This is a genomic window from Stenotrophomonas sp. STEN056 (assembly GCF_056759635.1).
In genome coordinates, this window is sequence record NZ_JBRRDL010000011.1 from 83,048 (window position 1) to 102,408 (window position 19,361).

19 protein-coding genes are annotated in these 19,361 nt (G+C 66.2%); 6 read left to right on the forward strand and 13 right to left on the reverse strand.

The window, feature by feature from the left end; all coding sequences use genetic code 11:
• Nucleotides 1-85: 85 nt before the first annotated feature.
• The 4 genes from ACVOLO_RS08510 to ACVOLO_RS08525 all read right to left on the reverse strand — a co-directional run bounded on the left by ACVOLO_RS08510 (nt 86) and on the right by ACVOLO_RS08525 (nt 4,391).
• The gene (locus ACVOLO_RS08510; protein ID WP_481569812.1) at nt 86-769 is read right to left on the reverse strand and encodes a DUF2306 domain-containing protein; all 684 of its coding nucleotides are present in this window, start codon (nt 767-769) and stop codon (nt 86-88) included.
• Nucleotides 770-1,344: 575 nt separating this feature from the next.
• A complete protein-coding gene (locus ACVOLO_RS08515; protein WP_481569813.1) occupies nt 1,345-2,208 on the reverse strand; it encodes a PA4780 family RIO1-like protein kinase in 864 nt (287 codons plus the stop codon).
• A 154-nt stretch (nt 2,209-2,362) separates the two neighbouring features.
• Nucleotides 2,363-3,535: an acyl-CoA dehydrogenase family protein gene (locus tag ACVOLO_RS08520; protein ID WP_481569814.1), complete on the reverse strand. Its 1,173-nt coding sequence runs from the start codon at nt 3,533-3,535 to the stop codon at nt 2,363-2,365.
• 142 nt (nt 3,536-3,677) lie between these two features.
• A complete protein-coding gene (locus tag ACVOLO_RS08525) occupies nt 3,678-4,391 on the reverse strand; it encodes a hypothetical protein (RefSeq protein WP_481569815.1) in 714 nt (237 codons plus the stop codon).
• Nucleotides 4,392-4,522: 131 nt separating this feature from the next.
• On the opposite strand from ACVOLO_RS08525, the gene ACVOLO_RS08530 reads away from it, so the two are divergent.
• The 4 genes from ACVOLO_RS08530 to ACVOLO_RS08545 all read left to right on the forward strand — a co-directional run bounded on the left by ACVOLO_RS08530 (nt 4,523) and on the right by ACVOLO_RS08545 (nt 8,361).
• Nucleotides 4,523-5,899, forward strand: a complete 1,377-nt coding sequence (locus tag ACVOLO_RS08530) for an amino acid permease (protein ID WP_481569832.1) — start codon at nt 4,523-4,525, stop codon at nt 5,897-5,899.
• Between the two features lie 169 nt (nt 5,900-6,068).
• On the forward strand, nt 6,069-6,329 hold the full coding sequence (locus ACVOLO_RS08535; protein ID WP_481569816.1) for a hypothetical protein: 261 nt from the start codon (nt 6,069-6,071) through the stop codon (nt 6,327-6,329).
• Nucleotides 6,330-6,495: 166 nt separating this feature from the next.
• Complete coding sequence (gene hmpA / locus ACVOLO_RS08540) at nt 6,496-7,677, forward strand: NO-inducible flavohemoprotein (RefSeq protein ID WP_481569817.1); 1,182 nt, start codon at nt 6,496-6,498, stop codon at nt 7,675-7,677.
• Nucleotides 7,678-7,980: 303 nt separating this feature from the next.
• Entirely contained in the window at nt 7,981-8,361 is a 381-nt protein-coding gene (locus ACVOLO_RS08545) for a DUF1761 domain-containing protein (protein WP_481569818.1), read from the forward strand.
• Between the two features lie 398 nt (nt 8,362-8,759).
• On the opposite strand, the gene ACVOLO_RS08550 is transcribed toward ACVOLO_RS08545, so the two are convergent.
• The 4 genes from ACVOLO_RS08550 to aroE form a co-directional block, all read right to left on the reverse strand.
• Complete coding sequence (locus ACVOLO_RS08550) at nt 8,760-9,173, reverse strand: hypothetical protein (RefSeq protein WP_481569819.1); 414 nt, start codon at nt 9,171-9,173, stop codon at nt 8,760-8,762.
• Nucleotides 9,174-9,462: 289 nt separating this feature from the next.
• Complete coding sequence (dinG, locus tag ACVOLO_RS08555; RefSeq protein WP_481569820.1) at nt 9,463-11,562, reverse strand: ATP-dependent DNA helicase DinG; 2,100 nt, start codon at nt 11,560-11,562, stop codon at nt 9,463-9,465.
• A gap of 75 nt (nt 11,563-11,637) precedes the next feature.
• Nucleotides 11,638-11,994 (reverse strand): hypothetical protein, encoded by a 357-nt coding sequence (locus ACVOLO_RS08560; protein ID WP_481569821.1) that lies wholly within the window; start codon nt 11,992-11,994, stop codon nt 11,638-11,640.
• Nucleotides 11,995-12,001: 7 nt separating this feature from the next.
• Nucleotides 12,002-12,850 (reverse strand): shikimate dehydrogenase, encoded by an 849-nt coding sequence (aroE, locus tag ACVOLO_RS08565; RefSeq protein ID WP_481569822.1) that lies wholly within the window; start codon nt 12,848-12,850, stop codon nt 12,002-12,004.
• A gap of 53 nt (nt 12,851-12,903) precedes the next feature.
• Between aroE and ACVOLO_RS08570 the strand changes: the two genes are divergently transcribed.
• Nucleotides 12,904-13,776, forward strand: coding sequence for a TolB family protein (locus ACVOLO_RS08570; RefSeq protein ID WP_481569823.1), 873 nt, complete (start codon nt 12,904-12,906; stop codon nt 13,774-13,776).
• A 202-nt stretch (nt 13,777-13,978) separates the two neighbouring features.
• On the opposite strand, the gene ACVOLO_RS08575 is transcribed toward ACVOLO_RS08570, so the two are convergent.
• The 4 genes from ACVOLO_RS08575 to ACVOLO_RS08590 form a co-directional block, all read right to left on the reverse strand.
• A complete protein-coding gene (locus ACVOLO_RS08575) occupies nt 13,979-14,254 on the reverse strand; it encodes an SHOCT domain-containing protein (RefSeq protein ID WP_481569824.1) in 276 nt (91 codons plus the stop codon).
• Between the two features lies 1 nt (nt 14,255).
• Nucleotides 14,256-15,245 carry a porphobilinogen synthase gene (hemB, locus tag ACVOLO_RS08580; RefSeq protein ID WP_481569825.1) on the reverse strand — a complete coding sequence of 330 codons (990 nt, stop codon included), beginning with the start codon at nt 15,243-15,245 and terminating at the stop codon, nt 14,256-14,258.
• Nucleotides 15,246-15,273: 28 nt separating this feature from the next.
• Nucleotides 15,274-16,188, reverse strand: coding sequence for a bestrophin family protein (locus ACVOLO_RS08585; protein WP_481569826.1), 915 nt, complete (start codon nt 16,186-16,188; stop codon nt 15,274-15,276).
• A gap of 105 nt (nt 16,189-16,293) precedes the next feature.
• On the reverse strand, nt 16,294-16,542 hold the full coding sequence (locus tag ACVOLO_RS08590) for a hypothetical protein (RefSeq protein ID WP_481569827.1): 249 nt from the start codon (nt 16,540-16,542) through the stop codon (nt 16,294-16,296).
• Nucleotides 16,543-16,682: 140 nt separating this feature from the next.
• Here ACVOLO_RS08590 and ACVOLO_RS08595 point away from each other — a divergent pair, with 140 nt between their 5' ends.
• Nucleotides 16,683-17,105, forward strand: coding sequence for a hypothetical protein (locus ACVOLO_RS08595; protein ID WP_481569828.1), 423 nt, complete (start codon nt 16,683-16,685; stop codon nt 17,103-17,105).
• A gap of 267 nt (nt 17,106-17,372) precedes the next feature.
• Here the strand turns inward: ACVOLO_RS08595 and ACVOLO_RS08600 are convergent, their stop codons facing one another.
• Complete coding sequence (locus tag ACVOLO_RS08600; RefSeq protein ID WP_481569829.1) at nt 17,373-19,166, reverse strand: DUF885 domain-containing protein; 1,794 nt, start codon at nt 19,164-19,166, stop codon at nt 17,373-17,375.
• Nucleotides 19,167-19,361: the final 195 nt, after the last annotated feature.

The following is a 19,361-nucleotide window of genomic DNA, read 5'->3' on the forward strand; positions in this document are numbered from 1 at the left end:
GATTGGCAACGGAAGCGCCTTCCAGGACCAGAACCGATGGGGCCATGCATGCCTGCCCGATTGGTGATCCGGGCACTGCAGGGAATCAAGACACCGTGGGCGTGATGGCCTGCCTTGCAGCGCCCTGCCACTTGGCCCACATCGCTGAAGCCAGACCGTGCAGCAGCAGCGGCAGTACCCAGCTGGTCCACAGCAGCACGGCGATTACGCCCGGCGTTGGTGCGTGGCCGAGGGCGATCCAGCCCGGCAGCAGCAGGCGGAAGAAGACCGGGGCCAGGGTCACCAGGTAGGCGCGCGTCATCCAGCGCCGGTGCCGGGCAACCTGCCCACGGCGGATGCTGATCATCGCCACCAGGGCCGTGCACAGCCAGGCCAGCGCGGTGCCGGCGAACGCGCCGGTGATCGCCGCCGGCGCCGGTGAAGTGGCAATCAGCCCCACCGCGGCGGCACAGGCCAACAGCATTCCGCCGATGTAACCCCGCCCCACCCAGCGGTGCGTGCGCGGCCATGCCCGCGGCCAACGGGTGAGGAACTGCACCGGGCCCAGCACGATGCCCAGTACGCCACCGGCAATGTGCAGCCACAGCCAGCCACGACGTGACCAGTACATCGTGTAGTGCTGCGGATCCACGTGCCGGTACTGGCCGTGGATGCTGACCAGGAAGTGCAGGCTCAGCACGCCCAGCGCCAGCCACAGCAGGATCCAGCCGAAGCGCCGGCCGGTGGCACGGTGCACGGGAACAAGGCGTGGCGAATGTGCGTCGTGCATGGCCAGCTCGGTGGGTACCCGGGGCGAGCATAACGCGGCATTTGCCAGGCCGAGAGCCAGGGCCGATGGGCACTGCTTCCGGCTTTGCGAAGCCGCGCCCATCCTTGCGCATTCATGGAAAGGAGAACCCGACGCTGACCCCGGTGTTGCGTCGCCGCTGCCCGCTTCTGGGTCAAAGAGGAACGGTTGCAAGCCGTTGGTGCGTGTCGCGGACGCGCTGCCCCCTCTCCCCAACCCCTCTCCCGCGAGGGGAGAGGGGCTTCAAAGCAGCGGTTGTCCGGCTCACTCCAACGTGTCAGGCGCGTCGCCGCTGCCCGCTTCCGGGATGAAGAGGATCGGTTGCGGCCCCTTGGTTCGCAGTCCGATGGGTTCCCTTGCGTCAACCCAGGGGACGGGGCGCGGGGATTGGAGCGAGGGGCGTCACGGCGAACCTCAGCGCTGCGTCGCGCTTAGCCAACGCTACAACTGTCGGTGCTGGCTGCGGTGCCGGTGATACGCGGCACTGCCTTGCGGAGCATGGCTCGGCCCCCCTGCCGCAGCTACATGCTGGCGGCGTTTGAACGCCGCCGCCTTGCTCAGTCTTCGTAATTCTCGGCGGCGGCTTCGCGGCCCTGCTGGCGGATGAGGGCTTCTTCGCGGGCGTCATTGATGGCGTGGCGGACGCTGTCCAGGTCAATGGCGCTTTCATCCGGGGTGAAGTCGCCGGTCAGCGGGGTGTCCGGCTGCAGGTCGCCGGCCTGGAACAACTCCCACATCTCTTCGCCGTACCAGGTCTCCAGCAGCTCCGGTGCCGAACGCCCCAGGTAGGCGGTGAGGTTGTTGACGTCGCGCAGCAGCATCGTGCGTGCGGCGTTGTTGCCGCCGGCGCTGACCACCTGCGGGAAATCGATGACCACCGGGCCGTCCGGGCCCACCAGCACGTTGTACGGCGACAAGTCACCGTGGATCAGGCCGCAGCACAGCATCAGCTTGACCTGCTGCACCAGCACGGCGTGGAATTCACGCGCCTGCCCGGCGTCCAGCACCACTTCGCCCAGGCGTGCGGCGCTGAAGCCTTCGGCGTCGGTCACCAGTTCCATCACCAGCACGCCGTGGAAATAGCCAAACGGCTCGGGCACGCGCAGGCCGGCTTCACGCAGTTGGTACAGCGCGTCCACCTCGGTGTTCTTCCACGCCGTTTCCTGCTGCTTGCGGCCGTACTTGCTGGCCTTGCCGATGGCACGTGCCTCGCGGCTGCCACGGACCTTGCGGCCTTCCTGGTACTGCACGCGCTGCTGGAAGCTGCGCTGGGCCATGTCCTTGTAGACCTTGGCACAACGCACCTCGCCACCGCTGCGCACTACATAAACCGCTGCTTCCTTGCCGCTCTTGAGCGGGCGCAACACTTCCTCGATGACGCCGTCGTCGATCAGTGCCTGTAGTTGGGGTGGTGTTCTCACGGTTTCTCGGTCATGACGGTCGTGTTGCGAACGGCTTTGAACGTCCGCCGACCGGGCTGGATCAGGGCAGCTATTGTTGCCGATGGAGGCGCACAAGGGCTGAACACGGGCCGGCGGAGGCGGCCTGCACCGTGGCGTGCAGGCCGCGTATCGATCAGAACGCGTTGATGCCGGTCAGCTCGCGGCCAATCACCAGCTGGTGCACGGTCTCGGTGCCTTCATACGTAATGACCGATTCCAGGTTCAGCGCATGGCGGATGGCACTGTGCTCGGTGGTGATGCCGGCGCCGCCCAGCAGGTCGCGGCATTCGCGGGCGATGTCGATGGCCAGGCGGCAGTTGTTCCACTTGGCCAGCGACACCTGCTGCGGCTGCATCACGCCAGCGTCCTTCAGCCGCCCCAACTGCAGTACCAGCAACTGGCCGGCGGTGATGCGGCGGGCCATGTCGGCCATCTTGATCTGCGCGCTCTGCGTGGCCGCGACCGGGCGACCAAACAGGATGCGTTCCTTGGTATAGGCCAGCACTTCATCCAGGCAGGCAATGGCCGCGCCTATCGGGCCCCAGGTGATGCCGTAGCGGGCCTGTGTGAGGCAACCCAGCGGGCCCTTCAAACCCTTCACGTTGGGCAGGCGGTTGGCATCGGGCACGCGCACGTTGTCGAAGAACAGCGCGCCGGTCACCGAGGCGCGCAGGCTCATCTTGTGCTTGATCTCCTGGGCGGTGAAACCCGGCGTGCCCTTCTCGATGACGAAACCCTGCACGCCTTCATCGGTGTTGGCCCAGACGATGGCGATGTCGGCCACCGAGCCGTTGGTGATCCACATCTTGGAACCGTTGATGACCCAGTCGCCGCCGTCCTTCACCGCGCGGGTCCTCATGCTGGCCGGGTCCGAGCCGCCATGGGCTTCGGTCAAACCAAAGCAGCCGATGACCTTGCCGCGCGCCATGTCCGGCAGCCAGCGCATGCGCTGCTCTTCCGAACCGTAGGCATAAATGGGGTACATGCACAGCGAGCTCTGCACCGAGACGAAGCTGCGGATGCCGGAATCACCGCGCTCCAGTTCCTGGCAGATCAGCCCGTAGCTGACACCGTTCAGGCCGGCACCGCCGTATTGCTCCGGCAGCGAGCAGCCCAGCAGGCCCATATCGGCGATCTCGGGGATCAGCTCGGTCGGGAAACGGCCCTGGTCGAAACAGTCGCCGATGATCGGCAACACGCGCTCGTCGGTGAAACGGGCAACGGAATCCTGCACCGCACGTTCTTCCTCGCTCAGCAGCGAACGCACGTCGAACAAATCGTATGGGTTCAATGTCTTCAGGCTCATTACTGTCTCTGGAAGGCGCATCCGCGCCCGGAAGGTAAGCGATAAGGTAGTTCAATCAGCACAAATGATCCGCTGCAGGCATTGCCGGGCGAACAATCGCCGCGGGTACAGGGGGAACGCCACGCGGAAAAGCAGCCCGCCGTCAGCGCTCATCGTCGCCACCCCGGCCCGCGCCGTAGCCCAGCCCGGCGCCCATCCCCATGCCGGCGCCCATGCCACCGGCACCGCCGCCGCCCTTGCCGCCACCGCCGCGTTCACCCTCCTTGCCCTTGTTGCCACCACTGGCCGCCGGGCGCGCCGGCCCCTGCCGTGGAATGGCCACGCTGGCCGGGATGGTGTCCAGATCCAGCACCTGGCGGATGAAATCCCGCAACGACACCACCAGCTCGGCGGTGTGGATGGGCCGGCCCTGGACCATGTCGGTGGCAGCGCGCGCCGCCAGCTGCACCTGCGCCTCGGTGCCGAGCAGGATCACGTCCGACAGCGCACCCTCCACGGCATCACGGATGCGCCGGGCCCGGTCGCCGGCATCGCCGGGGGCGGCGTCCGGCAGCACCAGTGCGCCGTCGGCCGTGGTAGCCGCGGCCTGCTGCGCCAGCGCGGCCGCATGCCGGCGCTGCTCGCGCAGGTGGCCGGGGTCGACACTGAGATCGCCGGTGAATGAACCGCCCAGCGTCTTGTAGGCGGCGATCAGCGTCTTGAGCCGTTCGTTGATCTGGCGATTGGCGGCCTCGCGCTTCTGCTGAATGGTCTGCATCACCAGCAGGCGGATGCCCACGCCGATCAGGGTGATGATTGCCAGGCCCAGCAAGGTCGAGAGCAGGCCCTGCCATGAACTGAAATCCAAGCCGCGCATGCACCGTTCCTTGCTGCGGGCGCACATCGGCGCCAGGGGCCCCATCGTAACCGGCCCCAACCAACGGGACAGACACGATGACTGGCGGACGCGGTAAGGTGTCGCCCTCTTTCGTGACCAGAACCTCATCGATGCCCGCCAATCCTTCGGCCCCGGCCTCCGCGCCGTCGCAGAATCTGGAACGCGCGCTCAAGCCGCGCCAGCTGATCATGATGGGACTGGGCAGCGCCATCGGCGCTGGCCTGTTCCTCGGCTCCGGTGTCGGCATCCAGGCCGCCGGCCCGGCGGTTCTCATCTCTTACCTTGTCGCCGGCACCCTGGTCATCATCATGATGCACGCCATGGGCGAGATGGCCGCTGCGCGGCCCACCAGCGGCGCGTTCTCGGTGTATGCCGCCGACGCTCTGGGGCCGACCGCCGGTGCCACCGTGGGCTGGCTGTGGTGGGCACAGCTGGTGGTGGTGATCGCCGCCGAATCGGTGGGCGCGGCCGGCCTGCTCGCCACGATCTGGCCGCAGCTGTCGGTGCCAATGACCTCGCTGGCGTTCATGGTGGTGTTCACCGCCATCAACCTGCTGGGCGTGCGCAACTACGGCGAGTTCGAGTTCTGGTTCGCCATCCTCAAAGTGGGGGCCATCATCGCCTTCATCGTGATCGGCATCGCCCTGCTGCTGGGGCTGCTGCCGGGCGTGGCCTCGCCCGGGCTGTCCAACATCACCGGCCACGGCGGCTTCATGCCCAAGGGCCTGGCCGGCATCGGCGCGGCGCTGCTGGTGGTGATCTTCGCCTTCGGCGGCACCGAGATCGTGGCCGTGGCCGCGGCCGAAACCCAGGACCCCGAGCGCAGCCTGGCGCGCGCCATCCGCACCGTGGCCTGGCGCATCCTGGTGTTCTACATCGGCTCGATCGGCGTGATCATCGCCGTGGTGCCGTGGACCAGCGAGACCCTCAACTCGCCGTTTGCCGCCGTACTGAGCGTGGCCAACATCCCCGGCGCGGCCACGGCGATCACCCTGATCGCGGTGATCGCGCTGCTGTCGGCCCTCAATGCCAACCTCTACGGCGCCTCGCGGATGATGTATTCGCTGGCCTCGCGCCGCGAAGCCCCGCGCTGGCTGGCCCGCACCAGCGCCCACCAGGTGCCGGTGCTGGCGGTGCTGGCCAGTGTGCTGTTCGGCTTCGCCGCCACCGCGCTGGAACTGCTGTACCCCAACCGGGTGCTGCCGGTGCTGCTCAACGTGGTCGGCTCGACCTGCCTGCTGGTGTGGACCATCACCCTGGTCTCGCAGCTGATCCTGCGCGGCCGCGCCGAGCGCTCCGGCACCGTGCTGCCGTTCAAGATGGCCGGCTACCCGTACCTGTCGGTGCTGGCACTGGTGATCCTGGCGCTGATTTTTGCGCTGCTGATGGCCGCCCCGGAGACCCGCCTGCAGTTCCTGTCGATGACCGCACTGACCGCTTTCATTGCGCTGTGCAGCGGGCTGGCACGGCGCAGTCGCAACGGCTGATCATGCCGAAACAGGCTGTTGACGAGCCCGCCTGTATGGCGGGCTTGTTTTAAGGCCCGACTGTGGGCAGGCTGCGCGCATCGGAGACTCGCCACGCACCACCGGCCCCAGGGACAGGGCAGCTGGCGAGCGATTCCACGCCCCCAACCCACAGCCCTACCGCTACGCCATGATCGACCTAGACGACCTCATCCAGCGCGCCATCGACCCTTCATCCGTCAAGCTGGAAGGCACCCTCACCAACCCGCCGTCCTTCGGCGTTTACGTCATCGACTCCGATGACGGCAGCACCCATTACCGCTTCGGCAGCCACCCGGTGCGCCAGCACGAACTGGAGGACAAGTTCGGCGGCTGCGAGCTGGAGTACCTGTTCCTGTCCCGCGAGGACGCCGCGGCCATGACGGCGGCACTCAACCGCCCCGAAAACTGACAACCCAGCGGCCCCGGGGCCGCTGTCGGCCAGCCCATTCAGCTTGCCGATTCTGGCCGTGACCGGCCATTGCCGGGGAATAAGCGCGCTGGCTTGATATTCATCAGTGAAACGGCAGCCCCGAAATGGGTTGATGGTGGCACCCCCTACAAGGAAGCCACACACCATGTTGACTGCCACCCAACGCGAGCTGATCAAGGCCACCGTTCCCCTGCTGGAAACAGGTGGCGAGGCACTGACCAAGCACTTCTACGGGCGGATGCTGACCGAGAGCGAGGTCGCGCGGCCGCTGTTCAACCAGGTGCACCAGGCCACCGGCGACCAGCCGCGGGCGCTGGCCAACTCGGTGCTGATGTATGCCAAGCACATTGACCGGCTCGAAGCGCTGGGTCCGCTGGTCGGGCAGATCGTCAACAAGCACGTCGCCCTGCAGATCCTGCCGGAGCACTACCCCATCGTCGGCCACTACCTGCTGCTTTCCATCCGCGAAGTGCTGGGCCCGGAGGTTGCCACCGACGAGATCATCGATGCCTGGGGCGCCGCTTACCAGGCGCTGGCCGAGCTGCTGATCGGTGCCGAGGAATCGGTGTACGCCGCCAATGAAAAGGCCCCGGGCGGCTGGCGCGGCGCACGCAGCTTCCGCGTCGCCGACAAGGTCCGCGAGAGTGCCGAAATCACCTCCTTCCACCTGGTCCCCGTTGACGGTGGTGCGGTGGTGGATTTCCAGCCCGGCCAGTACATCGGCATGAAGCTGGAAATCGACGGCGAGGAGCACCGCCGCAACTATTCGCTCTCGCGCGCCCCCGACGGTGTGGGCTACCGCATCAGCGTCAAGCGCGAGACCCATGGCAAGGTGTCCAACCACCTGCATGACCATGTGCAGGTCGGCGACACGCTGGCGCTGTTCGCCCCGGCCGGTGATTTCACCCTGGCCGCCAGCGAGCGCCCGGTGGCCTTCATCAGCGGCGGCGTCGGCATCACCCCCACCCTGCCGATGCTGGAGCAGGCACTGGCCAGCGGCCGCGATGTGCATTTCATCCACTGCGCACGCAACGGCCAGGTGCATGCCTTCCAGGAATTCATCGCCGAAAAGCAGAAGCAGCACCCGCAGCTACGCAGCTACACCTGCTACAGCGAAGCGCTGCCGGGCGATTCGGCCGATGCCGAAGGCTTCCTCAGCCGCGAACTGCTGGAGCAGTGGCTGCCGGCCGAGCGCGATGTGGACGCCTACTTCCTCGGCCCCAAGCCGTTCATGGCACAGGTGAAAAAGCTGCTGCGCGACGTTGGTGTGCCGGAAGCGCAGAGCCGTTACGAGTTCTTCGGCCCAGCCGCCGCGCTGGAGGCCTGACCCGGGCATGTTGTAGAAGTGCGACGAGGTAGGAATGGCCGGTGGGCAACCACCGGCCTTTTCTTTGCGTGCCTGGCCAGGCACCACCTGCCGCTGACAGTGGAAAGCCGCATCGCGCGCCGCAGCCCGCGCCAAAGGCAACCCCGCCGCTGCCATCGCCCGACTGCCAAACGTTGCACCTGACCGGCGTGCACCGGCCCCTCGTCACTTCTTTCCTGGAAAAGCTGAAAACGCAGAAGCTGCGCATCCCAAACCCGGTGCAGGGCGCTACGATGCCCGCATCATCGGGATGGGGGATTTCGCATGAACGTGTACGCCGTGTTGCTTGCCGCCGTTTCCAGCTTCCTGCTGGGCGGGCTGTGGTATTCGCCGGTGCTGTTTGGCCGCGCCTGGAACCGCGAGAACGGCGGCGAAGTGCCGCAGGGCCATCCGGCCAAGGTCTTCGGCGTCAGCTTGGTGTTCTCGCTGCTGGCTGCGTTTGCATTTGCCTGGTGGCTGGGGCCCGCACCGGAACTGCGCAAGGCCTTGCTCTGCGGCGTGGTGGTTGGCTTCGGCATGGTCGCGGCGAGCTTTGGCATCAACTACCAGTTCGCCCAGCGCAGCGGAAAGCTGTGGGCAATTGATGGCGGATATCACACGGTGCAGTTCGTGCTGTTTGGTTTGATCCTGGGGTTGTGGCACTGAGACTGCTGCTATTGCTGTAGCTGTAGCTCTAGCCCCCTCCCTTTGCCGCAGGCAAGGGGAGGACTGGGGAGGGGTAGCTTTGGCTTTGGCGACAGCAACAACCGAAGCCAGGGCTTTCACTCCCCTTCGGGGAGCGAGTTACTTTTCTTTGCTTGTGCAAAGAAAAGATAACCAAAAGAAAGCACACCCTGCCTCCGCGCCCACGATGCTGCGCATCGCAGGTTCACTCCGCCGGCAGGATTTTTCGACGAGACATCCTTGTCTCGTCGAAAAACGACGTGCATCCATGCACGTCGCCCCTTCGGGGTCTTATCTGCCAGCTCCGCCGCTGCGGAAGGGAACCCGGCAAGTCAAAAGCAAAAACAACTGCGACTCCGACTGCAAAGCAACTGCTTTGCTCAGGCCAGCTTGGCCTGCAACCAACGCTCCACCGTGGTCACCAGGCCCAGCTTTGCCGGCACCAGCAACGGCAGCGCGCGTGCAAATACATCGGCCTGGCGGATGAATGCCTGACGCGCCATCCGCTGCGCCTGCTGCACCGTCGATTGCTGACGCCGCAACTGCACGATCTGCACCGACGGCCGTCCCGGTGGCGCAAACTTCTGGTAGCGGCGCAGCTCATCGGCAACCAGGCCTACATCGACCTCACTCTGCGCCAATGTCTGCCCTGCCTGCAGCAACAGCTCCAGGCTGCGGCCTGCTTCCGTCAACACGGCTGCATCAAACAGCGCCAGTGAGGCCCATGCCGGATCGCGCTGGTGCAGTCGCTGCAGTTGGGTTGCCCAAGGGAACGTTGCGTTGAAGTTGGGCATGGCGGCAGGCGCTGGAAAGGAAGGCCGCGAACTTTACGTTTTGGCGGCTTGCAGCGCCAGTGATGCGTGTCTTTCCCCCCTCTCCCCAACCCCTCTCCCGCGAGGGGAGAGGGGCTCAGGCCAGTGCAAGTTGAAGCAATGCTTGCAACTGCAGCGTTGAAGCCCCTCTCCCCTCGCGGGACGAAGAGCATTGTTTGCGAACCATTGGTTCGCGATCCGATGAGTGCCCTTGCGTCAGCGCAAGGGCCGGGGCGCGGAGCGGGGGTTGGGGAGAGGGGGTGCGGTTGCTCTACCCAATCACCCGCCTGAACGGCGGCAGCGAATCAATGATCCGCTTGCCGTAGCGTCGTGTCAGCAGGCGCGAATCCAGAATGATCACCCGCCCGGTGTCGGTCGAGGTACGGATCAGGCGCCCGGAAAACTGCGTCAGCGTCCGCAGTGCATGCGGAATCGCAATCAGGTTGAACGAGTTCAAACCGCGGCTCTCAAACCATTCACTCAAGGTCGATGTCTGCGGGTCGGTCGGCACCGCGAACGGCACCTGGGTGATGACCACCGTGGTGCAGGCTTCGCCCGGCAGGTCCAGGCCTTCGCCGAATGAATTCAAACCGAACAACACCGAGCCCTCACCGGCTGCGGTGCGCTTGAGGTGTTCGTCGATCATCTTCTGCTTGGCGCTCTCGCCCTGCACCAGCACCTTTTTACGCAGACTGGCCGGCATCAGCTCGGCCACCTTTTCCATCTTCCAGCGCGAGGTGAACAGCACGATGCTGCCCTTCTCCCAGTCCAGTTCGGCCGCCAGGTATTTGGCCACCTCCCTGGGATGACCTTCGCGGTCGTCCGGCGTCACCGGGAACTTCGGCACGATCAACTCCGCCTGGTTCGGCAGGTCGAACGGCGAGGCCAGCGACACCATCTCCGCTTCTTCAGGAATGCCGTTGTCGATGGCCAGCGACTGGAAATCACCGCCGCCGGTAAGCGTGGCCGAGGTCATCACCACCGAGTTCACTTCGTCCCACAGCAGCTTGCGCAACACCATCGCCGCCGACACCGGCGAGCAGTGCAGGATGTAGTCGCCCTCGCGCGACAAGGTCACCCAGCGCGCGATCGGCGGCTGGCCTTCCTTGTCCTCGCGGCGCCAACCGGCCCACAGGTTGTACTGCTGCTCGATCATCTCCAGCGCCATGCCCAGGTTGCGCTGCAGGCGTTCATGGCCGGCGTCTTCCGGCCTGCCCTTGGCCACCAGCGAGGTGGCCGCCGTCGCCCAGTTGAGCAGGCTGCGGGTTTCATCGGCCAGTACTTCGATGGGCTGCTTCCAGGCTTCGGGCAGGCGGCCGTTGGCGGCGCGCCACATCGGCTCGCGATCATCCGGTTGCGGGATCCACACGTTGGCGATGTCATCGCGGAAGCTCTTGAGCAGCTTGCTCACCCGCGATGCCACATCGATGGCTTCGTTCGGCAACAGGTTGCCGATCTTGTCCTTGTCCACCGCACGATATGCACCGGCGATCAGAATCTGCAGGCGGCCGGTGCGCTTGGCCATGTCATCCAGCGGCAGGTTGGCTGCGCCCTGGTCGATGGCGACGTTGCCGATGTGGTGGCCTTCGTCCAGCACCAGCAGCATGTCGCCGGGCGGGGCGATCAAGGGCTGGCCGCTGTCGCTTTCACCGATGGACAGCGCCGACAACAGCAACGCGTGGTTGGTCACCACGATCTGCGCATCACGCACTTCGGTGCGCGCGCGCAGCACCGGGCATTGCGCCGAATACGCGCAGCGCCGGCCCGCACACGCCGAAGCCGGCGTGGTGATGCGCATGCGCAAGGTGGTCGAAACGGTTTCCGGCGCGTTGTCCAGGTCGCCATTCCAGCGGCCTTCGATGAAGGCCTTGGTCAGCTTCTCGGCCACGTCCATTTCAATCGGCGCCAGTGGCCGGTCGTAGAGCGGCACCTCGTCGCCGAACATGCCTTCCTGCGCGCCCTCGCCCTGTGCTTCGGCAGCATTGCGCGTGCACAGGTAGCGGGTGCGGCCCTTGGCCAGGGCCACCGTGGCCTGCAGGCCGGTGGATTTGAGGAAGTTCGGGATGTCGCGCTCGACCAGCTGTGACTGCAGCGCGACGGTGCCGGTGCTGATGACCAGTTTCTTCTTGCTGGCCAGTGCAATCGGCACGCCAGCGGTGAGGTAGCCCAGGCTCTTGCCGACGCCGGTGGGCGCTTCCACCACGCCGACGCCGCCGGTGGCCAGCGCGCGCGACACCACGCCGATCATCTGGCTCTGCGAACGGCGCGTGCTGAAACCCGGCGTGTTGGCCTGCAGCTTGGCGTAAGCGTCGCGGATGCCGGCCTTCAGTTCCTCGGTCAACGTCCGCGGTGCTTCTACTTTTTCACTCACGCCAGCCTGCCACCTGCTCCCATCAAGACGGGCATTTTCCCATACCCGCCCGCATTCACCGAATGCGTTGGTGGATCAGGGTTTTGCTGGCGGCAGCGGCCGCCGCAACGCCTGCACCAGCGCCCAGGCCAGCAGGATGTAGCCAACGGCCTGCACCAGCGACAGCGCCAGATGGGATGCGCCCAACAGCATATTCATCATGCTCACCGCCTGGAAATTACCGCCTGCGATGAGCAGCAGCGGCAATGCACTCAGCAAACCGCCCATCAACGCGGCAACAAGCAACAACGCCAGCCCCCACAAGGCCACGGCGCGCACTTTGCCACGCGGGGTGTCCAGCACCATCACCAGGGCGATGCCCAGCGTGATCAGGATTGGCAGGCGGAAACCAACGGAAGTCAGCAGGGTGCTCAGCAACTCGGAAGGATTCATGCCGGCCTCAGTCCGCCGTCACCAGCAGCGCGTCGCGGCCACGCAGCTCGGCGTAGATGGCGTCGGTCTCCGGGCGCATGCCGTGCCATTGCTGGAAGCTCTCGGCGGCCTGCTCGACCAGCATGCCCAGCCCGTCGAAGTTGTTGCGGCAGCCGGCCGCACGCGCCCACGCCAGGAACGGGATTGCCGCCTCGCCGTAGTTCAGGTCCACCGCCGTGGTCATGCTGTTGACCAGCGACAGCGGCAGGTTGAAGCCCGAGGTGTCGCCACGCGCGGCCGAGGTGGCATTGATGATCAGCTCGAAATCCCCCTGCTCGCGCAGCGCTTCCCAGTACGCGGAGATGGCGCGGCCCGGCTCGCTCATCGCATCGACCAGCGCATCGGCGCGCTCGGGCGAGCGGTTGACCACCACCAGCTCCAGGATGCCGGCATCCAACAGCGCCGGGGCCACGCCGCGCGCGGCGCCACCGGCGCCCAGCAGCAGCACGCGACGGCCGCGCAGGTCCAGGCCATGACGGCCGGTGAGGTCACGGACCAGGCCGATGCCGTCGGTGTTGTCACCGTGCCAGCGCTCGCCCTTGCGCAACAGCGTATTGACCGCGCCGGCCCGCTGCGCCCGCGAGGTGGTGGTCGCGCACAGGGCAAAGGCGGCCTCCTTGTGCGGCAGGGTCACATTGGCACCCACGCCGCCCTCGGCCGCAAAGGCCTCCAGCGCGGCCGGGAACTGTTCCGGCGAGGCCTCGATGGCGCGGTAGTCCACCGTGATGCCGTGCGCCTTGCCGAATGCGGACTGGATGCGCGGCGACTGCGAATGGGCGATGGGCTGACCGAATACGGCGTAGCGGGGAGCGCTCATGGGGATCCTTTGCATGACCTAGACTGGACGCGACTTTCGCCTGCGGAACCTTGATGCGGACCCGACCACTGCTGCTCGCGCTGACTGCGAGTCTACTCTGTACCCCGGCGGCCTCGGCGCTTTCCGAGTTCGGCATTGAAGGCATGGGCATGGTCTCCACCCGTGCCGACGAACTGCGCGCCACCGTCAGCGCCGATGGCCAGCGCATCCTCTGGGCCAGCAACCGTGAAGGCGGCGCCGGCGGCTGGGACCTGTGGCAGGCCACCCTGCAGGACAAGCGCTGGATGGACCCGCAGCCGCTGGCGCTCAACAGCGCCGGCGATGACGTCGACCCGTTCCTCAGTGCCGATGGCCGGTGGCTGTACTTCGCCTCCAACCGCAAGGGCGGGCACGGCGGCTTTGATCTGTACCGCACCCCGGTGGCCGGCAATGGCGACATCGGTACACCACAGCTGCTGGACACGGCCATCAACAGCCGCCAGGACGAACGCTCACCGGCGCTGGCCGACGACGGCCGTCTGTTGTTCACCAGCAACCGCACCGGCGGCAGGGGCGGCTGGGATCTATGGGCTGCGGCCGGTGACAACGATGGCTTCGCAGCGCCCGCGCCGCTGGACGGCATCAACAGCGACGCCGATGAAGTGGACGGCAGCTGGCTGGGCGGTGGCCGTGCAGTGGTGTTTGCGCGCACCCATGCGCAGGGCGGCACGCAGTTGTGGGTGTCACAGTGCAGGCAGCAGCAATGGGGCGAGGCCTCGCTGCTGCCGCTGTCGTTCAATACCGCCGAAAGTGAGACGCGCGGTGCCGTGATTGATGCCAGCAAGCCCGGCGAACTGGTGGTCAGCGGCAAGGCGCGCGCACCGCGTGCCGGCGGATTGGATCTTTATCGGATGAAGGCGCCGGCGGTGGACAGCGACTGTCGTTGAGCTGGGGTGCGCTTCTGCTCGCCTGGATCAAAAGCTACCCCTCCCCGGCCCTCCCCTTGCTGGCGCAAAGGGAGGGGGCAAGCGCTGCTTCCGCTGCGACCTGACAGATGGCGCAGAACCACTCCCTCCCTTTGCGTCAGCAAGGGGAGGGCTGGGGAGGGGTGCCGTTGGCAATTGCAGCTGCAATCACGCCAACAAGAACTTACCGCCCCGCCAACACCTCACCCCGCCGCTTCTCGTACTCGGCTTCGCTGATCTTGCCGCGCTCCTTCAACAGGTTCAGTTCGCGCAGCGCTGCTTCCACCTCCGGCTTCTGCGGTGCCTGGCGCTGCAGGCGTTCGGCCGCCGAGTGCAGTTCCGGCGAACGCCGCGAGGCGCGCACGGTGGCCACGACAAGCACCCCGATCAGCACGGCAAACACCACCACGCCAATCAGCCACACCGTCCAGTTGTAGCCCTCAAGGCCAGGAACATTCATCTCATTCCTCCTTCAACCAACGCGCGATCTGTGGCGCGTAGTAGGTCAGCACGCCATCGGCGCCGGCACGCTTGAAGCCGATCATGGTCTCCATCACGCACTTGCGCTCGTCCAGCCAGCCATTGGCGACGGCCGCCTTGAGCATCGCGTACTCGCCACTGACGTGATACGCAAAGGTCGGCACGCCGAACTCCTGCTTCACCCGGCGCACGATATCCAGGTACGGCATGCCCGGCTTGACCATGACCATGTCCGCGCCCTCTTCCAGGTCCAGCGCGATCTCGCGCATGGCCTCGTCGCTGTTGGCCGGGTCCATCTGGTAGGTCTTCTTGTCGGCCTTGCCCAGGTTGCCCGAGCTGCCCACCGCGTCGCGGAACGGGCCGTAGAACGCCGAAGCGTACTTGGCCGAGTACGCCATGATCCGCACGTTGATGTCGCCGGCGGTGTCCAGCGCGGTACGGATCGCGCCAATGCGGCCGTCCATCATGTCCGACGGCGAAACGATGTCCACGCCGGCCTGCGCATGCGACAGCGACTGTTTGACCAGCGCTTCCACGGTGATGTCGTTGAGCACATAAGCGCGTTCGTCGATGATGCCGTCCTGGCCGTGCGTGGTGTACGGGTCCAGCGCCACGTCGGTCATCACCCCCAGCTCGGGGAAGCGCGACTTCAGCGCGCGGATTGCCCGCTGCGCCAGGCCATCGGGGTTCCACGCCTCGGCGGCATCGAGGGTCTTGCGCGACGGATCGATCACCGGGAACAGGTCGATCACCGGCACGCCCAGCTCCAGCGCCTGCTCGGCCTCACGCAGCAGTTCGTCAATGGACATGCGGTCCACGCCGGGCATCGAGCCGACCGGCGCACGGCCTTCCAGTTCATGCACGAACACCGGCCAGATCAGGTCGTTGCTGGTCACCGTGTGTTCGCGCATCAGGCGGCGCGAGAACTCATCGTGGCGCATGCGGCGCGGGCGGTAGTGGGGGTGGCCCATGAATGACTCCTTGATTCAAAAACAGTGGTCAGCGCAGCAGGTAACCCTGCGGCTTCAGTGGTTCGGGGAGCGGCCGGTGGCCCAGTGCATCCAGCACATCGATCTCGATGGTACGCACCATCGCATCCAGCGGCAGGTCGTTGGGTTCCAGCCCAAAGGGTTCTTCCATCTCTTCGCCCAGTTGATCCAGGCCGAAAAAGGCATAGGCCAGCAGCATCGACACCACCGGCGTCGCCCAGCCCAGTGCACCGGCCAGGCCAAACGGCAGCAGCACGCAGAACAGCCATGCGCAACGGTGCAGCAGCAAGGTGTAGGCAAAGGGCAGCGGCGTGCCGGCAATGCGCTCGCAGGCGGCCTGCACGCTGGACATGCCGTGCAGGCGTGCCTCGAACTGACCGTACAGATACGGGTCGAGCCGGCCCTCGCGCAGCGGCACGGCCAGTTCGGCGGCCAATTGCGCCAGCAGAGCGTCGGGGATGTTGCGTCGTTCCAGCACGGTGCGTTGATCGTCGGCCAGCCACGGCGCACAGGCCGCGGCCTCATCGGCACCGCGCAGGCGCGCGGCCAACGCGTGGGCGAAGCCGATCACCAGCCGCGAGGCCCGCGCGCGCAGCTCCAGCTCGGCGGACAGCAACGCGCCGGCCGCACGGGCCAGGCCGCGCGACTCGATCAACAATTGCCCCCACAACTTGCGGCCCTCCCACCAGCGGTCATGGCAGGCGCTGTTGCGGAAGCTCAGGAAGATGGACAGCACCAGGCCCAGCAGGGTGAACGGCACCACCGTCGCCCCATCGCGGCCAAATGGATACCAATAGCGCTCAAATGCCGCCACGGCCACCGCCAGCGCGCCGATGGCCAATACCTTGGGGGCAATGGCCGGCACGATGGAGCCGCGCAGGATGTAGAGCAACTGCCAGCCTCGGGGGCGGGGACGGATGATCATCAGGACGCAATCACGCCGGGCACCGGCCCGACCAAGCCCCGTATTTTACGCCCCCTGCCCCTGCAAGGCGGGTTTGCCCCTGAATGGCTTAGGAGAACCCCTGCCTCAGATCACGCCACCGCCGATGCTCAGCCGGATGACCCCGACCACGATGACAATCGCGTTGAGCAGCAACCCGGTCTTGGCCCGGCCACGCTTGCTGGCATGGGTGAACAGCAGGCCGATGGCGGCGATGATCGCGCCAACGGCCGCAAACGGGATCAGGAACCAGTTGCCCCAGCCCAGCAGCGGGATGAACGCCAGCACCATCCACAGCAGTGCCACAATGCCCCACACCAGACTGATCAATCCCATGGCTTTCTCCTTACATAACTGTGAGCAAGATAGCCCGGAAACAGGGGCTTTCAAGTCCTGGACAGCAAACCGCGCATTCGCGACCGATTCACCCTTGCGCGCGGATCATCCGCAAATGCTCATCATCGGGGAGTGAAACCATGAAACTACCGCTTGCCTTTGCACTGGGCCTTGCCCTGGCCACCACCGGCTGCGCCAGCACCTCCAAGGTGATGCTGGGCCAGCCCCGCGCGCCGGTGGACCCGGCCAGCGTGCAGATCTATTCCACCCCGCCCGCCGGATCGGTGGAAATTGCCCAGCTGGAATCGTCCAGCGCGGTCGGCTTTGGCACCCAGGGCCAGACCGACGCCGCCATCGCCCGCCTCAAGCGGGAAGCGGCCGCACTGGGCGCCAACGGCGTGATCCTGATGGGGGTGGGCTCCGGCGGCTCGCCGGTCGGCATGTCGGTCGGCGCCGGCAGCTACGGCCGGCATACCGCCGGTGGCCTGAGCGTCGGCATTCCCACCCAGCAGAAGCGCGCCGCCGGCGTGGCGATCTGGGTGCCGCCGCAGGCGCAGCGGTAAGCCCTGTTTGGCGAGAAGCCAAAGCCAACGGCAACAAGCACCCCTCCCCAACCCTCCCCCGCGCCTTCGGCGCAAGGGAGGGAGTGATCCTGCGATCTACCAGGTTGAGGGAAGCGGTGATCCTGAAACCGGCCCGGTTGAGGGAAAGAGTGATCCAGCCACCTGCAAGGTTGAGGTGCGCATACGCTTACCCCCTCCCTTGCGCCTGGCGCAGGGGAGGGTTGGGGAGGGGGGCCGTTGTCAGCGCCCGCTCCCGCGCATCCCGACTTACTTCCTGCGCTGCGCCGGGATGAACACTTCGTTGACCGCCTTGGCCAACTGGTCCGGCGGCAGCAGGCCCTGGTCGAGCAGGAAGTTGTTGAACGCCAGACGGTCGAACTTATCGCCCAGCGCCAGCTCGGTCTGCATGCGCAGCTCCATGATCCGCGTGTAGCCGTAGAAGTAACTGCTGGCCTGGCCCGGCGCACGCACGGTATAGCGGTCCAGTTCCTGCGTGGTCATCGCCTCGGACAGGCCCACGCCGTCCACCAGTACGCTGTGCGCGCGCTCACGGTCGGTAAGGCCGAGGTTGAGCATGGGGTCGAGCATTGCGCGGGCGGCGCGCAGCAGGCGGAACTGCAGCGCGATCATCTGCCCGTCCAGCGGCTCGAACGGCACCATCTCCGCTTCGGCATACAGCGCCCAGCCTTCAACGTTGACCGAGTTGAACGCAAACAAGGTGCGGGCCAGCGAAATGCCACGCTCGACCATCGCCGCGAACTGCAGGTCATGGCCCGGGCGGCCTTCATGCGCGCTCAGCGTCCACGCTGCCGAGCCGAAATTGAAGTCGTCGTACTGCGCCTTTTCGCCCGAGGCCGGGTTGCCCAGCGGCAGCACGAAGGTGCCCTGCTGGCCGGTGTTGCCCACCAGCGGTGCCGGCAGGTAATGCGGTGCGGGCGATGCGGCGCTTTCGGCCTCGCTGCCCAGACGCATCTGCAACGGACGCTGCGGCACGTCGACAATGCCCTGTTTGCGGATGATCGGGTCGATGGCATCGATCACCCCGCGGTAATGCGATTCAAGATGGTCGTTGCTGATCGTGTCCTGCTTCAGCGCGCGGATCACCGCGACGTAATCGTTCGGGTCAGCAACCTTCAGGCCCTTGGCCTGCACCACCTGCGGCGCCAGCTGGCGCATCATCGCGCGGGTTTCCATGTACTCCAGCTGCGCACGCTGCATCAGCAGCGCCGGGTCGATGTCCACGCCCACTTCCTTGAGCTGGAAGGCATACAACTCGGCCGGCAGGCGGGTATCGGTGCGCGCGTTCGGCAGCACGTCCTTCCGGGTCCAGGCGATGTAGTCCTTCATCTGCGTGGACAGCTCGGCCAGCGAGGCGTCGGCACCTTCAATCTTGTATTTGGCGAACAACTTGCCGATGCCGGCGATGTAGGTGTCAACGTTGGCCAGCGCTTGGTCCACTTCGATCCTGGTCGGCTGCAGCAGGTTGGGCGTGCCGCTCTTTTCTTCGTAACGCTGGCGCGCCAGCGTGGCCATCGGCTGCGTGCCGGGGGCCTGGCCGAGATAGGCCTTCAGCCGATCCAGCGCCTTGGCGCGGCGCGCTTCCGGCACCTGGTCGGAGAGCAGGTTGTTGAGACCACCGAACACCGCCTGCGGCACGTCCACCCACGGCATCAGGTGCTGTTCGTTGAGCGTGCTGTTCTCGATGTTGCGCTCGGCCGCGGCGATCATGATTTCCAGATCCTGGCGCACGTTCGGGTCGCGTTCGAGCTGCAGCTTTTCACGCAGCTGGTCGCGCGCGCCGCTCAATGCCGCGCGGTAGCGGCCGGTGTAATCCGGGCCGAGGTCGGCAACCTTGTCGTCGTACCCCGGCACACCGAAGAAGCTGGTCATTTCCGGCTGGAACGGCGCCTGTGCCTGCAGCAGGATCTGCGCCAGTTCGTTGCTGTGGGCAACCCAGGCCGGTGCGGCAGGCGTGGTCTTGCTGGCAGGTGCCGCGGTGGCTGCATGCAACGGCAGCGGTGCGGCCAGCGCGAGGACAATGGCGAGGACGAGAGGTTTCATGCACGGCTCCTGAAGTCAGTGCCGTGACCCTACGCAGTCGGCCTTGGTGCGACAAGGGCCATTGGCATTGGAGGTTGCCTGCGTTTGTTTGCCAGCGAACAGCTACCCCTCCCCAGCCCTCCCCTCCGCCTTCGGCGCAAGGGAGGGAGAAGTTCTGTGCGGTCTGTCAGTTCACAGCGAAAGCCACTCCTGTTC